9 protein-coding genes and 2 rRNA genes are annotated in these 14849 nt (G+C 67.1%); 4 read left to right on the forward strand and 7 right to left on the reverse strand.

All coding sequences use genetic code 11. From position 1 onward, the window contains the following. The first annotated feature begins 15 nt into the window (after nt 1-15). From OHS71_RS22100 to OHS71_RS22110, 3 genes are all read left to right on the forward strand, one after another. Nucleotides 16-3139: ribosomal RNA gene (locus tag OHS71_RS22100) — 23S ribosomal RNA — on the forward strand. A gap of 90 nt (nt 3140-3229) precedes the next feature. After that, nucleotides 3230-3346, forward strand: a 5S ribosomal RNA gene (gene rrf / locus OHS71_RS22105). Nucleotides 3347-3439: 93 nt separating this feature from the next. Then, on the forward strand, nt 3440-4006 hold the full coding sequence (locus tag OHS71_RS22110; protein ID WP_328481092.1) for a GNAT family N-acetyltransferase: 567 nt from the start codon (nt 3440-3442) through the stop codon (nt 4004-4006). Here the strand turns inward: OHS71_RS22110 and OHS71_RS22115 are convergent. The 7 genes from OHS71_RS22115 to OHS71_RS22145 all read right to left on the reverse strand — a co-directional run bounded on the left by OHS71_RS22115 (nt 3995) and on the right by OHS71_RS22145 (nt 13064). Then, complete coding sequence (locus OHS71_RS22115; protein ID WP_328481093.1) at nt 3995-5578, reverse strand: type VI secretion protein; 1584 nt, start codon at nt 5576-5578, stop codon at nt 3995-3997. The two genes, OHS71_RS22110 and OHS71_RS22115, sit on opposite strands and share 12 nt — an antisense overlap. 19 nt (nt 5579-5597) lie before the next feature. Next, on the reverse strand, nt 5598-7028 hold the full coding sequence (locus OHS71_RS22120) for an ATP-binding protein (RefSeq protein WP_328481094.1): 1431 nt from the start codon (nt 7026-7028) through the stop codon (nt 5598-5600). Between the two features lie 14 nt (nt 7029-7042). Next, a complete protein-coding gene (locus tag OHS71_RS22125; protein WP_328481095.1) occupies nt 7043-8602 on the reverse strand; it encodes an SCO6880 family protein in 1560 nt (519 codons plus the stop codon). After that, complete coding sequence (locus OHS71_RS22130; protein ID WP_328481096.1) at nt 8599-9942, reverse strand: hypothetical protein; 1344 nt, start codon at nt 9940-9942, stop codon at nt 8599-8601. The genes OHS71_RS22125 and OHS71_RS22130 overlap by 4 nt, the downstream gene beginning before the upstream one ends. Beyond that, nucleotides 9932-10780, reverse strand: coding sequence for a hypothetical protein (locus tag OHS71_RS22135; RefSeq protein WP_328481097.1), 849 nt, complete (start codon nt 10778-10780; stop codon nt 9932-9934). The genes OHS71_RS22130 and OHS71_RS22135 overlap by 11 nt, the downstream gene beginning before the upstream one ends. A 201-nt stretch (nt 10781-10981) precedes the next feature. Continuing rightward, entirely contained in the window at nt 10982-11290 is a 309-nt protein-coding gene (locus OHS71_RS22140) for a hypothetical protein (RefSeq protein WP_003991275.1), read from the reverse strand. Nucleotides 11291-11729: 439 nt separating this feature from the next. Next, nucleotides 11730-13064, reverse strand: coding sequence for a S53 family peptidase (locus OHS71_RS22145; RefSeq protein ID WP_328481098.1), 1335 nt, complete (start codon nt 13062-13064; stop codon nt 11730-11732). Between the two features lie 420 nt (nt 13065-13484). Here OHS71_RS22145 and OHS71_RS22150 point away from each other — a divergent pair, with 420 nt between their 5' ends. Next, nucleotides 13485-14708 (forward strand): phospholipase D-like domain-containing protein, encoded by a 1224-nt coding sequence (locus OHS71_RS22150; protein WP_328481099.1) that lies wholly within the window; start codon nt 13485-13487, stop codon nt 14706-14708. Nucleotides 14709-14849 lie beyond the last annotated feature (141 nt).

Genomic DNA, 14849 nt, shown 5'->3' on the forward strand with positions numbered 1-14849 from the left:
GACGCGAGCATCTGTGGCCAAGTTTTTAAGGGCGCACGGTGGATGCCTTGGCACCAGGAACCGATGAAGGACGTGGGAGGCCACGATAGTCCCCGGGGAGTCGTCAACCAGGCTTTGATCCGGGGGTTTCCGAATGGGGAAACCCGGCAGTCGTCATGGGCTGTCACCCATACCTGAACACATAGGGTATGTGGAGGGAACGCGGGGAAGTGAAACATCTCAGTACCCGCAGGAAGAGAAAACAACCGTGATTCCGGGAGTAGTGGCGAGCGAAACCGGATGAGGCCAAACCGTATACGTGTGAGACCCGGCAGGGGTTGCGTGTGCGGGGTTGTGGGATCTCTCTTTCACAGTCTGCCGGCTGTGAGACGAGTCAGAAACCGTTGATGTAGGCGAAGGACATGCGAAAGGTCCGGCGTAGAGGGTAAGACCCCCGTAGTCGAAACATCAGCGGCTCGTTTGAGAGACACCCAAGTAGCACGGGGCCCGAGAAATCCCGTGTGAATCTGGCGGGACCACCCGCTAAGCCTAAATATTCCCTGGTGACCGATAGCGGATAGTACCGTGAGGGAATGGTGAAAAGTACCGCGGGAGCGGAGTGAAATAGTACCTGAAACCGTGTGCCTACAAGCCGTGGGAGCGTCGCGCATCAAGCTTGCTTGGTGCGTCGTGACTGCGTGCCTTTTGAAGAATGAGCCTGCGAGTTTGCGGTGTGTTGCGAGGTTAACCCGAGTGGGGTAGCCGTAGCGAAAGCGAGTCCGAACAGGGCGTTTCAGTAGCACGCTCAAGACCCGAAGCGGAGTGATCTAGCCATGGGCAGGTTGAAGCGGAGGTAAGACTTCGTGGAGGACCGAACCCACCAGGGTTGAAAACCTGGGGGATGACCTGTGGTTAGGGGTGAAAGGCCAATCAAACTCCGTGATAGCTGGTTCTCCCCGAAATGCATTTAGGTGCAGCGTCGTGTGTTTCTTGCCGGAGGTAGAGCACTGGATAGGCGATGGGCCCTACCGGGTTACTGACCTTAGCCAAACTCCGAATGCCGGTAAGTGAGAGCGCGGCAGTGAGACTGTGGGGGATAAGCTCCATGGTCGAGAGGGAAACAGCCCAGAGCATCGACTAAGGCCCCTAAGCGTACGCTAAGTGGGAAAGGATGTGGAGTCGCACAGACAACCAGGAGGTTGGCTTAGAAGCAGCCACCCTTGAAAGAGTGCGTAATAGCTCACTGGTCTAGTGATTCCGCGCCGACAATGTAGCGGGGCTCAAGCGTACCGCCGAAGTCGTGTCATTGCAGCAATACGCCCAACGGCGGCTGTGATGGGTAGGGGAGCGTCGTGTGCCGGGTGAAGCAGCACCGGAAGGTAGTTGTGGACGGTTCACGAGTGAGAATGCAGGCATGAGTAGCGATACACACGTGAGAAACGTGTGCGCCGATTGACTAAGGGTTCCTGGGTCAAGCTGATCTGCCCAGGGTAAGTCGGGACCTAAGGCGAGGCCGACAGGCGTAGTCGATGGATAACCGGTTGATATTCCGGTACCCGCTGTGAAGCGTCAAACATCGAGCATCGTGATGCTAAGGCCGTGAAGCCGTTCCGGACCCTTCGGGGAAAGGAAAGTGGTGGAGCCGCCGGCCCAAGCGGTTAGTAGGTGAGTGATGGGGTGACGCAGGAAGGTAGTCCATCCCGGGCGGTGGTTGTCCCGGGGTAAGGGTGTAGGACGGTGTGTAGGCAAATCCGCACGCCATATAGTCTGAGACCTGATGCCGAGCCGATTGTGGCGAAGTGGATGATCCTATGCTGTCGAGAAAAGCCTCTAGCGAGTTTCATGGCGGCCCGTACCCTAAACCGACTCAGGTGGTCAGGTAGAGAATACCGAGGCGTTCGGGTGAACTATGGTTAAGGAACTCGGCAAAATGCCCCCGTAACTTCGGGAGAAGGGGGGCCATGTCTGGTGAGAGGACTTGCTCCTCGAGCTGGGTGTGGCCGCAGAGACCAGCGAGAAGCGACTGTTTACTAAAAACACAGGTCCGTGCGAAGCCGTAAGGCGATGTATACGGACTGACGCCTGCCCGGTGCTGGAACGTTAAGGGGACCGGTTAGTCACTCTTCGGGGTGGCGAAGCTGAGAACTTAAGCGCCAGTAAACGGCGGTGGTAACTATAACCATCCTAAGGTAGCGAAATTCCTTGTCGGGTAAGTTCCGACCTGCACGAATGGCGTAACGACTTCTCGACTGTCTCAACCATAGGCCCGGTGAAATTGCACTACGAGTAAAGATGCTCGTTTCGCGCAGCAGGACGGAAAGACCCCGGGACCTTTACTACAGTTTGATATTGGTGTTCGGTTCGGCTTGTGTAGGATAGGTGGGAGACTTTGAAGCGGCCACGCCAGTGGTTGTGGAGTCGTCGTTGAAATACCACTCTGGTCGTGCTGGATGTCTAACCTGGGTCCGTGATCCGGATCAGGGACAGTGTCTGATGGGTAGTTTAACTGGGGCGGTTGCCTCCTAAAGAGTAACGGAGGCGCCCAAAGGTTCCCTCAGCCTGGTTGGCAATCAGGTGTTGAGTGTAAGTGCACAAGGGAGCTTGACTGTGAGACCGACGGGTCGAGCAGGGACGAAAGTCGGGACTAGTGATCCGGCGGTGGCTTGTGGAAGCGCCGTCGCTCAACGGATAAAAGGTACCCCGGGGATAACAGGCTGATCTTCCCCAAGAGTCCATATCGACGGGATGGTTTGGCACCTCGATGTCGGCTCGTCGCATCCTGGGGCTGGAGTCGGTCCCAAGGGTTGGGCTGTTCGCCCATTAAAGCGGTACGCGAGCTGGGTTTAGAACGTCGTGAGACAGTTCGGTCCCTATCCGCTGCGCGCGCAGGAATATTGAGAAGGGCTGTCCCTAGTACGAGAGGACCGGGACGGACGAACCTCTGGTGTGCCAGTTGTTCTGCCAAGGGCATGGCTGGTTGGCTACGTTCGGGAGGGATAACCGCTGAAAGCATCTAAGCGGGAAGCCTGCTTCGAGATGAGTATTCCCACCCCCTTTGAGGGGTTAAGGCTCCCAGTAGACGACTGGGTTGATAGGCCGGATGTGGAAGCCCAGTAATGGGTGAAGCTGACCGGTACTAATAGGCCGAGGGCTTGTCCTCAGTTGCTCGCGTCCACTGTGTTGGTTCTGAAACCACGAACAGCCCCATGCCATGGTCACGGTGTGGTGCGGCTGGACAGTTTCATAGTGTTTCGGTGGTCATAGCGTGAGGGAAACGCCCGGTTACATTCCGAACCCGGAAGCTAAGCCTTACAGCGCCGATGGTACTGCAGGGGGGACCCTGTGGGAGAGTAGGACACCGCCGAACAAATATTACGGGAAACCCCCGCACCTCACGGTGCGGGGGTTTTCTGCGTTTATGACATTTCCGCGGCAGCGCTCAGGCACTACTGTGCTTTGCATGTACACGTATGTGGTTCGGGTTGTTCGGGCCGAGGAGTGGGCCTCGGTCAAGGCGCTGCGGTTGCTCGCGCTCGAGGATCCTGCGGCGCCGCTCGCCTTCCTGGAGACCTATGAGACGGCTGCGGAGCGGCCCGACTCCTTCTGGCAGAAGCGGGCGGCCGACGCGGCTGCCGAGGGGGCCGGCACGGTACGGCAGTTCATCGCCCAGGCGGAGGACGGCCAGTGGGCGGGGACAGCCACCGTGCTCGTGGAGGAGGCGGGGAGCGTGGACTGGGCCGGTTTCCCCGTCGAGCGGCGGCAAGGGCATGTCGTCGGCGTCTTCGTGCGCAAGGAGTGGCGGGGAAGCGGGATGACGCAGGCCCTTCTCGGCGCTGCGCTGGAGTGGGCGTGGGAGCTGGGACTCGAGCGGGTGCGGCTCATCGTCCACGAGAGGAACCTTCGGGCACAGGGGGCCTACCGCAAGGCGGGATTCACGCCGACCGGACGGACCGTCCCGATGGCGGAGGGGTCCGAGGAGAACGAGTACGAGTTCGTCGTCGAGGGCCCCGGACCGTCAGACCGGTAGTTCGTGGTGGGGCCAGCGGGCCTTGGCCTGTTCGCGGGAGCGGAGCAGGGCCAGGGTGGGCAGGCCCCGGTCCGTTCCGGTGGCCAGAAGGTCCGGGAGCTGGGGGATCGGGGCCACGGCCGCCACATCGTCGAGGACCAGGGACATTGGTGGGTCGAGGCGACCGGAGGATGACCGTTCGGCCATGCGCCGGCCGCGCTCGACCACGCTGGAGACGAGGGCCGTCAGGAGCGGCATGGCGCCGGGACTGGTCCTGGGGTCCTCGATGGATTCACCGAGCACATAAAGAGTTCCCCCTTCGTCCACGAAGGAATCCAAGGCGAGGGCGTCAGTTCGGTTGGGAGTGCAGGCCTCGCGGATGTTCACCGTGGAGAGGGCGGAGAGGGCACGGGCGGTCAGTTCCTGGGCGATGTCCCGGCGCTCGGGGTGAGCGGTGAGAGCGGCCTCCAGTTCGCCGGCCGCCCCTGGGGCCGCCTTGGGGCTGGTGCGGAGCGTGCGGACCGCTTCCTGGACACCGGTGCCCTGGGCCCATCGGTGGACGTGGCGGATGGTCCGGCCGTCGATCGCCGCCGCGTGCAGATAGCTGCGCAGGAGCGTCTCGGCGGTGTCGCTGACCGCCTGGTCGAGCCGGGAGGTGGGACGGACGGGGGTGAGGAGCGCCGTCGCGCGCGCGGTCGCGGTCTGTTTGTCCTCGCAGCCCGCGGTGGGGGACCAGTGGAGACGCGCCGGGGTGTCGCAGAGGTGGCCCGGGTCGTACAGGTGGACCGGGCCCAGCTTGGCTCTGGCGTCCTTGGTCTCCTGCCAGAGGGCCGGACTGGAGGTGACGATGAGGGCGGGGCCGTCGGCGTCCCGGACGGCCTGGATCGCGGTCGCGCGGCGCATGTGCGGCGGGGCGTAGTGCGCGGCGCCCTCGAAGCGGGTCGAAGCCTGCCAGCCGGCCGCCTTTCCGGCAGGGACGTCGGCAAACGGATCGGCGGCTGCGGTGGGCTGGGACAAGGAGGAGGGGGAGGCCGAGGGCGGGGGTGGGGGTGGAGGTGAGGAGCGCTGTGCGGTCCGGGCCGGCCGGGAGGGCTCGGTCGGCGTCGGTACGAGCGGCTCCGCCTGCGGGTGCGGCCCCGTCTCGCTCCGCTGGGTCGGCACCTCGTGGTGGGCCGGTGGCCCCGGGGCTTCCCGGAGGGGGCCGGGTGTCGGGCGCTTGCCCGCTCGTACGGCCCGCCAGCGGGCGAGCGTGCCCATCACGAAGACCGTGAGGACCAGCAGGATCATCAGCTGGCCGATCAGCAGGCCCCAGAACAGCCCGTAGCCCGAGAGAGCGGCCGCTGGTGCCTCGGGCCAGGCGCCGGGGACGTCGTGGGGCTGGGCGACCAGGTGGCGCATGGCCAGCGGCGTGCGGGTGAAGGTGACGCCGGTGGGCCAGGAGCCGTGGGCGAAGAGGCCGGCAAGGCCGGTCGCCGTCCAGACCAGGAGGGTCATCCCGAGCAGGAACGCGAGTATGCCGACCAGCAGCCCGTCGGGGATCCCTCCCTGGCTGTGGGCGGGGTTGTCGCGGCGCTGCTCGTCTCCCGGTCTCATGACGGCCCCTTGTCCCGCGCTACGCCACCGTCGACTCGGACGAGCCGTCCAAGTCGGCCAGGTGCTGTTCCATGAAGGCCGCCGCCCGTCGCTCCTGTTCCAGTTCGGCGGCGAGCAGTGCGTCGTCGTCGGACATGGTGCGGTCGGTGGAGGACTCCGTCATCGCCCGGTCGGTGAAGACGAGTGGTCGTTCCGTCTCGGTGACCAGGTGTTTCACCACCTGCACATTGCCGTTGACGTCCCAGACGGCGATGCCCGGGGTGAGGCTGGGGATGATCTCCACCGCCCACCTCGGCAGGCCGAGGACCCGGCCCGTGGCCCTCGCCTCGTCCGCCTTCTGGGCATAGATCGTCCGGGTGGACGCCATCTTCAGGATGGCCGCCGCCTCCTTCGCCGCCGCTCCGTCCACCACGTCGGACAGGTGGTGCACGACCGCCACGAACGACAGGCCGAGGCGCCGGCCGAACTTCAGCAGTCGCTGGAACAGCTGGGCCACGAACGGGCTGTTGATGATGTGCCACGCCTCCTCGACCAGGAAGATGCGCTTCTTCCGGTCGGGGCGGATCCAGGTGTGTTCCAGCCAGACGCCGACGATCGCCATCAGGATCGGCATGGCGATGGAGTTGCGGTCGATGTGGGACAGATCGAACACGATCAGGGGGGCGTCCAGGTCGATGCCCACCGTCGTGGGTCCGTCGAACATGCCCCTGAGGTCACCGTCGACCAGACGGTCCAGGACCAGCGCCACGTCCAGACCCCAGGCCCGTACATCGTCTGTGGCGACGTTCATCGCCTCCGCCGACTCCGGTTCCGGGTGGCGCAGCTGTTCGACGATGTCGGTCAGGACCGGCTGGCGTTCCACGATCGTCTCGTTGACGTAGGCGTGGGCGACCTTGAGCGCGAAGCCGGAGCGCTCGTCCAGGCCGCGGCCCATCGCCACCTCGATGATGGTGCGCAGGAGTGCGAGCTGGCCGGTCGTGGTGATCGACGGGTCCAGGGGGTTGAGGCGGATGCCGTGGTCCAGGGCGGCCGTCGGGTCCAGGCGGATAGGAGTTATTCCCAGCGCCTGCGCGATGAGGTTCCATTCGCCGACGCCGTCCTCGCCCTGGGCGTCCAGGACGACGACCTGGCGGTCGCGGAAGCGCAGCTGGCGCAGGACGTAGGTCTTCTCGAGCGCCGACTTGCCGTTGCCGGACTCACCGAGGACCAGCCAGTGCGGGGCCGGGAGCTGCTGGCCGTACAGCTGGAAGGGATCGTAGATGTAGCCCTTTCCGGAGTAGACCTCGCGGCCGATGATGACGCCCGAGTCGCCGAGGCCGGGAGCGGCCGTGGGCAGGTACACCGCCTGGGCCTGGCCCGTGGAGGTGCGTACCGGCAGCCGGGTCGTCTCGACCTTGCCGAAGAGGAACGAGGTGAAGGCGTCCGTGAGGACGGACAGCGGATCCCGCATCAGCTCATCAGCCCCTACCTTCGGATTCCGGTGGCGAACGGGAGGGTGTTCACGAACGCCCGGTGGTGCTCTCGGTCGCACCACTCGAGCTTGAGGTACGACTTGCCGGCCGAGGCCCTTATCGTGCGCTTGTCGCGGGCCAGGGCCTCCGGATTGCGGGAGGAGACGGTGATGTACCCGACCAGGTTCACGCCGGCCGCGCCGGACGCCAGGTCCTCGCCGCGCTGGTCCAGGCGGGAGTGGGCCGCCACGTCACGAGGGTCCACGGTGCGGTTCATCTTGGCGGCGCGGCTCGCCTCCGCGTCGTCGTTCGTCTTCTCCGTCAGCATGCGTTCGATGGCGACCTCGGTGGGTTCGAGGTCCATGGTCACGGCGACGGTGCGGATGACGTCGGGGGTGTGGACGAGGAGCGGAGCCAGGAAGTTGACGCCCACCGGGGTCATCGGCCACTCCTTCACCCAGGCCGTGGCGTGGCACCAGGGGGCCCGGGTGGACGACTCGCGGGTCTTGGCCTGGAGGTACGTGGGCTCCATGGCGTCCAGTTCGGCGGGCCAGGCGTTGCGCTTGGTCATCGCCTGGATGTGGTCGATGGGGTGGTCCGGGTCGTACATGGAGTGGACGAGGGAGGACAGCCGGCCCTGACCCAGGGGCTGGCGGACGCGGATGTCCGCCTCCTGGAGGCGGGAGCAGATGTCCGTGAGCTCGCGGGCCATGACGACCGCCAGACCCGCGTCGCGGTCCAGTTTGCGGCCGGACTGCGGGCGGGCGGCGCGGGCCATGGCGTGGGCCTCGCCGGCCAGTTCGCGGGTGAAGTGCATACAGGCGACGAGGTAGGCGCGGTGCTGTTCGCTGCTCGTGGACACCATGGACTGGAGCTGGTCGTAGGAGCGGGCCAGCCAGTCGGGGGACTTCTCGTCCCCGCGTACGGCGACGTCCTTGGCGTGGGCGTCGGGGTCGGCGGGGAGGGTGCGGGCGAGTATCTGCAGCCGGGTCACGAAGCCGTCGCCGTTGGCCACGTGCTTGAGGACGGTGCCGAAGCGGTCGACCAGGGCCTCCTGGTCCTCGCTGTCGCGCAGGCCGACGCCCGGTCCCTCGATCTCGATGGCGGCCGTCACCGTACGGCGGTCGGCGTGCAGGAGTACGGCGATCTCGTCGGGGCCGAAGGGGGCGGCCAGCCAGTTGATGCGGCCGATGCCCGGGGGCGGGCCGATCTCGATCTCCTGGCCGTCGATGCGGGTGCCCGCCTCCATGACGGTCGAGCGGTAGGTCGTCCCCCGGCGGAGGGTGCGCTTGTAGCTGCGGTTGATCTCGAACCACTTGTAGAACGTGCGGTGCTTGTAGGGCACGTAGACGGCGGCCAGCGCGATCATCGGGAAGCCGCTCAGCAGCACGATCCGCAGGGCGAGGACGGGGACGAGGAGACCGCACATCATGCCGAGGAACGCGCCGACGACGATGAGCGCGATCTCGCCGGTCTCGCGGTTGCGGCCGACGATCGCGTTCGGCCGGGCGCGGCCGATCAGATAGGTACGGCGGGGCGTGATCGCGTGGGACAGGTGGGACTCGGTCGTCAACGCCCTTCACCTCCCGTGCGGTTGTTGCTGCTGTTGCGGGTGCCGGCATGCGGGGTGTTGACCGGGCTGCTCGCGCGGGGGGCGGGTGCGGAGGAGGGGACAGATCCGCCTCCCCCGTTCGAGGTGCGCGAACTGTGCGCGGCGACTCCGCCCGAGGCGGGGTTGGAGGGGCGGGCGCCGGAGGACCCGGACTGTCCGCCGCCGTTGTTGTCCGCACGGGTGCTGTGAGTCTTGATGCCCTGGGCGACGAGGGTCGCCGGGGAGCTGATGACGGCCGCGGCCTTGCCCTCGGCGCCCTGCATGATGCGGTTGTTGCGGGAGCCCGCGATCTCGTCGCCGAAGCCGGGGACGAAGCGGTAGATCATCGCGCTGGCGAAGATGGCGAGCAGGATGATGGAGAGCCCGGAGACGACGGCGGAGAAGGCGTTCGGGCCGTCGGCGGTGGACAGCGCGCCGGCCAGACCGAGCACTATCACGATGACCGGTTTGACCAGGATGACGGCGATCATGATGCCGGCCCAGCGGCGGACGTGGCTCCACAGGTTCTTGTCGACCAGACCCGCGTAGACGACGGTGCCGAGCAGGGCGCCCACGTAGAGGAGGGCGGCCCGGATGACGAGCTCCAGCCACAGCACTCCGGCCGCGAGGATCGACACCAGGGACACGACGATCAGCATGATCGGGCCGCCGCCGATGTCCTCGCCCTTGGCGAGGGCTGCGGAGAAGGTGCCGAAGAACGTGTCGGTCTGGTTGCCGGTGGTCTTCGCGAGGACGTCGGTGATGCCGTCCGTGGCGGACACGACGGTGTAGAGGATCAGCGGGGTGAAGGCGGAGGCCAGCACGGTCAGCCAGAGGAAGCCGACGGCTTCGCCGATGGCGGTGGTGAGGGGGACTCCGCGTACCGCCCTCTTGGCGACGGCCAGCAGCCACAGCAGGAGCGTCAGGACGGTCGAGGCCGCGAAGACGACGGCGTACTGCTTGAGGAACCGCTCGTTGGTGAAGTCGACGTTGGCCGTGTCCTTCACGGCCTCGCTGAGCTTGTCGATGGTCCAGGCGGCGGCGTCGGCGCAGCCCTTGGCGAGGGAGGAGAGGGGGTCGAGGGTGTCGGAGATGCCGGGGTTGGTGGTGGTGCCCGAGCCTGCGTTGCCCCGCTCGCAGTACTTCTTGGCCTCGCCGGAGATGAGACTGCAGTCCAGGCTGCCGGACGGGGAGGGTGACGACGAGGGCGTCGGGTCGGGTGTCGGGGCCGCGAAGGCGCGGGTGGCCAGCAGGACGGCCGAGGTCTGGACGGCTGTCACGACTCCGGCGAGCGTGAGCAGGCGGCGCGGGTTACCGGGCATACGTGAACCCTCCGAACTCCTCGATGGCCTTGCTGATCTCGTCGGAGGTGGCGGCCTGGTCGTCGCCGGGAACCGGGGCGGGGCCGTCCTTCTGCTGGTCGCTGACGATCTTCCAGTCGCCGTCGGTCCACTGGAGGTCGAAGGTCCAGGTCTTCCACGACGAGGTGACCGGGTCGGTCGAGCTCGTGCCGGACATGCCGATGAGGCCCAGGTACCAGACGGCGACCTTGGCGGTGGCGGTGGAGTAGGCCTGGGGCGTCGTGCCCACGGGGACCACCCGGGAGACGAAGGTGTCGCCCTGGGGGGCGTTGCCGTCGGTGTCCAGGCCCATCTTCGCGAGGAAGTCGGTCGAGTAGGCCTGGTCCATGGCACCTTGCAGCTTGGCTGCGGCCGCCGGGGTGTAGACGGTGTCGACGAGAGCGTGCCGGCTGTCCGTCTGGAACATTCCGGTCGAACCGAGTGCCACGGCGTAGTTGGCGGCGGCCGACTGGGCGCCCTGCTGGGTGTGGGCGAACCCTGAGGGAACGCCACCCGTCGTCGACTGCACCGGCCTCGTTCCCGTCGCCGCCGTGCTCTTGGCTTTCGGTTCGCTGTTGGTGGAGCCGTTGGCCGAGGTGGAGGAGGAGTCTTCTCCTCCGCGGTTCGCGAAGGCGATCGCCGCGATGAGGACGACGACGACGCCGACCACCGTGACCAGGCTCCGTGAGGACGAGCGGCCGCCTCTGCGGGCGCCGCCGTAGGGGTCGTTGTCGGGCAGTCGGAGGCGGGTTCTGCCGTATCCCTGCCCCTCGTCGGAGCGCGCGGATTCGCCGTAGTCGTTTTCGTCGCCGGGAGTCATGCCGCGTAGGCCCCCTCGCTGCTGTACCGGGACGTGTACAAGTACGACGGTAGCCGTGCTGGTTCCCGCGCGGGCGCGGTGTGGTGACTCGACATCAGGGACATCAGGGAAACGCAACCTCAGCCGGTGGGCACGACAGGTGGGTGTGGGGTGTGGGCCGGGCGTGCCCGGACGGGACTGGGGGTGGCGCGGAGGCCGCGGCTACACGGCCATGCCGTACACGATCGTGAACAGGGTCCCGAGGGAGCCGATGATGAAGACTCCCGTCAGCCCGGCGATGATGAGGCCCTTGCCCTGTTCCGCACTGAAGGTGTCCCGCAGGGCGGTCGCGCCGATGCGTTGCTTGGCCGCGCCCCAGATGGCGATGCCGAGGCAGAGAAGGATGGCGACCGCCATCACGACCTCGATCATCACCTTGGCCTCGTTGCCCAGGCTGCCGAAGGGCCCCCAGTCCGGAGCGATCCCGCCGATGATGGTGTTGATATCGCCTTTGTCGGCCGCAAACAGCACGTAAGTCACCGCCCCTGGTGGGTAGTTCCACGGTCGCTCTGCGGGTGTGCAGAGGTCACGCCTCATTGTCGCCGACAAATCAGCCGTCGTATGTCGACTTGGCGTCATTGTCGGGCGGGAGTCGTACGAATAGCTCGTATGGTCACTCTGTGTATCACGGCAGGTCACGCCGGGCAATGAGGCCGCAGCGGAACCTGTGGTGTGGTCCCGTCGTTAGCCCACTTCACGGCCCCGCACCGTTTCTGACGGCTGGTCGGGTGAGCGTACGTTTCGATGTTCTCATGACGTGGCGCACACCGGGCATGGCGAACGGGCCCCGGCTGGATGCCGGGGCCCGTTCGCCCATTCACCACGTGTGGCCCCCACGGCCCACTGTGGCTGTTCTGTTGTGGCCGGCCGTGGCCGGCTCTGCGGGACGGCGGTGGTGTGTGACGGTGGATCAGCCGGTGAAGGCGTCCGTGCCCTGCGGGGTGCCGAGGCCGGTGGGGCCGTCGTAGCCTGACTTGGCGGTGCAGAGGTAGGCGGTGCTGGAGGAGCAGGTGCCGTTGCTGCCGCTGGTGACGTCGTTCAGGGCGGAGGTGTCCGCGTAGGGGTAGGAGGCCGGGTAGTCGCTGCTGCCCGGGGTGCCGGCGAGGGCGTACACGGCGGCGATGATGGGTGCGGAGGCGCTGGTTCCGCCGAAGGTGTACCAGCCGGCGGTGACCCCGTAGGAATCGTAGACCGAGACGCCGGTCGCCGGGTCGGCCACGGCCGAGACGTCGGAGATGGTGCGCTTGGCGCAGCCGGTGTCGGTCTGCCAGGTCGGCTTGGCGTCGTAGGCGGAGCAGCCGGAGCCGGTGCCCTCGGTGGAGCTGGTGTTCCAGACCTTCTCGGTCCAGCCGCGGGTCGTGGAGGAGGTGGACAGGGCGGTGCCGCCGACCGAGGTCACGTACTTGGAGGCGGCCGGGTATTCGGCGCCGTAGCCCTCGTCGCCCGCGCTGACGGTGATGGCGACGCCGGCGTGCTTGAAGTACGAGGTGTCGTACGAGGTGTCCGAGGAGGACTCGGAGCCGCCGTAGCTGTTGGAGACGAACTTCGCGCCCAGCGTCACGGCCTCGTTCACGGCCTTGCCGAGGTTGGCCATGGACGAGGAGGTGGCCTCGACCAGCAGGATCTTGCAGTTGGGGCAGACCGCGCTGGCCATGTCGAGGTCGAGGGACTCCTCCTCGGCCCAGCCGCTGTCGGCGCTGGGCAGGGAGGTGGTGGAGCCGCTCTGGCTCACCTTCTTGAAGCAGCCGTTGGCGACCGTGCAGGCGGGGAGGCCGTAGTAGGTGCGGTACTTGGCGAGGTCGGCGGCGGCGTTCGGGTCGTCGTAGGCGTCGACGATGGCGATGGTCTCGCCGGATCCGCTGCTCGAGGCCGCGTCGGTGAGGCCGTAGGCGTCCTGGAGGTCGGACGGGCCGTAACCGGTGGGGCTGGCGGCGGAGGCCTTCGGGGTGACCTTGGCGGCCTTGCCGGTCTCGGCGGCGCGTTCCTTCTGGAAGGCCGTGGTGCCGCCGGTCACGCGGAAGGAGTTACAGGTCAGGTCGCCCTTGTGCTTGGGGGTGGCACAGGGGGTGGCGGCCCAGGTGACCTTGGCGGAGGTGGTCGTGGTGGTGGTCGCGGGTGCCGCGCTCGCATGGGCCGCGGTGCCGAGTCCGGCGAGCACGAGGGCGGCGGTGCCGAGGGCCGAGGCGGCCGTGCGGCGCCATCTGCCGGATATGGCGGGGGAGGCGGGGGAAGTCGTCGTACGCAACGGACAGCTCCTGAAGACGGGTGACAGGGGCGGTGCGGGTGGGGGGTGATGCGTGCCACCGGTGTGTGGTCCCCGGTGGCGGGCGGCGGCCCGCGGACGACTGTTCCCTTGTTGAGTACGCGACAACAAGATGGGCGGTGGAATCCTGACTTCCGCCATACTCAAGGGGGTTGGGGGATTGCTGATCAATGGCGGGCGGATGGTACGGCGATGGCCGGAACTTGACCCCGCCCCTGCCCCGACCGGATCCCTGCCGCCCCGGCGCGTCGCACCCGACCGGTCCGGGGGGTCGCCGTGGGCGGCGGTGCAGCCCGTGCCGGAACCTGCTGCGGGGCCGGAGGTAAAGTCTGCTCGCCGCGTCCCGTGCCGGACCGGGCAGCGCGGCTCCGTGTCCCCTGTGAGCGCCGGCCGGGTGACGCCATGACCAGTACGCAGCACCGGACCGAGCCGACCGATGCCGGCTCCGGCACCGATACGCCGGCGAGGGTCGAGGAGCGGGCCGTGCGGATACGCCGTCGCCTCGAGCGGCTGATCGGCATCGCGGCGACCGAGGGCAACACGCTCACCGCCCTGCGCAACGGGGACGAGATCTTCCCGGCGATGCTGGCGCGCATCCGGTCCGCCGAGCACACCGTGGACATGATGACGTTCGTGTACTGGAGGGGTGACATCGCCCGGGAGTTCGCGCGGGCCCTGGCCGACCGGGCCCAGGCCGGGGTGCGGGTGCGGTTGCTGCTGGACGGGTTCGGCAGTCGGCTGATCGAGAAGGAACTGCTGGAGGAGATGGAGCGGGCCGGTGTCCAGGTGGCCTGGTTCCGCAGACCCCTGACCCTCTCCCCGTTCAAGCAGAACCACCGCTGCCACCGCAAGGTTCTCGTCGTGGACGAGCAGACGGCGTTCACCGGCGGGGTCGGGATCGCCGAGGAGTGGTGCGGCAACGCGCGCAACGAGCACGAGTGGCGCGACACCCATGTGGAGGTCCGCGGACCCGCCGTGGACGGCATCGCCGCCGCCTTCGCGCAGAACTGGGCCGAGTGTCACGAGGAACTCTTCGACGACCGCGACCGGTTCGTCCCGCACCACCCGCAGGGCGACGCGGTGGTGCAGGTGGTGCGCGGATCGGCCAGCTTCGGCTGGCAGGACATGCAGACGCTGATCCGGGTGATGCTGGAGTCGGCCGAGGAACGCTTCCGGCTGGCCACCGCCTACTTCTCGCCGGACGCCTTCTTCATCGAACTCCTGTGCGCCACCGCCCGGCGGGGCGTGCAGGTGGAGATCCTGCTGCCCGGGCCGCACACCGACAAGCGGGTCTGCCAGCTGGCCGGCCAGCACTACTACGAGGACCTCACCGCCTGCGGCGTGAAGATCTACCAGTACCAGCCGACGATGATGCACGCCAAGGTCATCACCGTGGACGGCATCGCCGCGCTGGTGGGCTCGACCAACTTCAACCGGCGGTCCCTCGACCACGACGAGGAGATCATGCTCGCCGTGCTGGACCAGGAGTTCACGGCCACGCTCGACGGCCACTTCGACGAGGACGTGAAGGCCGCCGCGCTGATCCGGGAGGGACGTTGGAAGCGGCGCTCGGCGGTCCAGCGGGCGCGAGAGGCCGCCGTCCTGCCCATCCGCCGCTTCCTGTGACGCCGGTGTCCCCGGTGTCCTCAGTACTCCCGTCCTCAGTACTCCCGGTGTCCGCGGCGGCTCCGGTGGTTCTGGTGGTTCCGTGTCTCCGGCGTGCCTGACGCGCCGGTGTCCCGAATATGCGGGGGACTCGTGTTCCCT

Origin of the sequence: Streptomyces sp. NBC_00377 (assembly GCF_036075115.1) — a bacterium.
GTDB lineage: Bacteria > Actinomycetota > Actinomycetes > Streptomycetales > Streptomycetaceae > Streptomyces.

Bases quoted from the DNA above. Each gene is read 5' to 3' on its own strand.
- OHS71_RS22110 (WP_328481092.1), top strand. From the start codon at position 3,440: ATGTACACGTATGTGGTTCGGGTTGTTCGGGCCGAGGAGTGGGCCTCG.
- OHS71_RS22115 (WP_328481093.1), bottom strand. From the start codon at position 5,578: ATGAGACCGGGAGACGAGCAGCGCCGCGACAACCCCGCCCACAGCCAG.
- OHS71_RS22120 (WP_328481094.1), bottom strand. From the start codon at position 7,028: ATGCGGGATCCGCTGTCCGTCCTCACGGACGCCTTCACCTCGTTCCTC.
- OHS71_RS22130 (WP_328481096.1), bottom strand. From the start codon at position 9,942: ATGCCCGGTAACCCGCGCCGCCTGCTCACGCTCGCCGGAGTCGTGACA.
- OHS71_RS22135 (WP_328481097.1), bottom strand. From the start codon at position 10,780: ATGACTCCCGGCGACGAAAACGACTACGGCGAATCCGCGCGCTCCGAC.
- OHS71_RS22150 (WP_328481099.1), top strand. From the start codon at position 13,485: ATGACCAGTACGCAGCACCGGACCGAGCCGACCGATGCCGGCTCCGGC.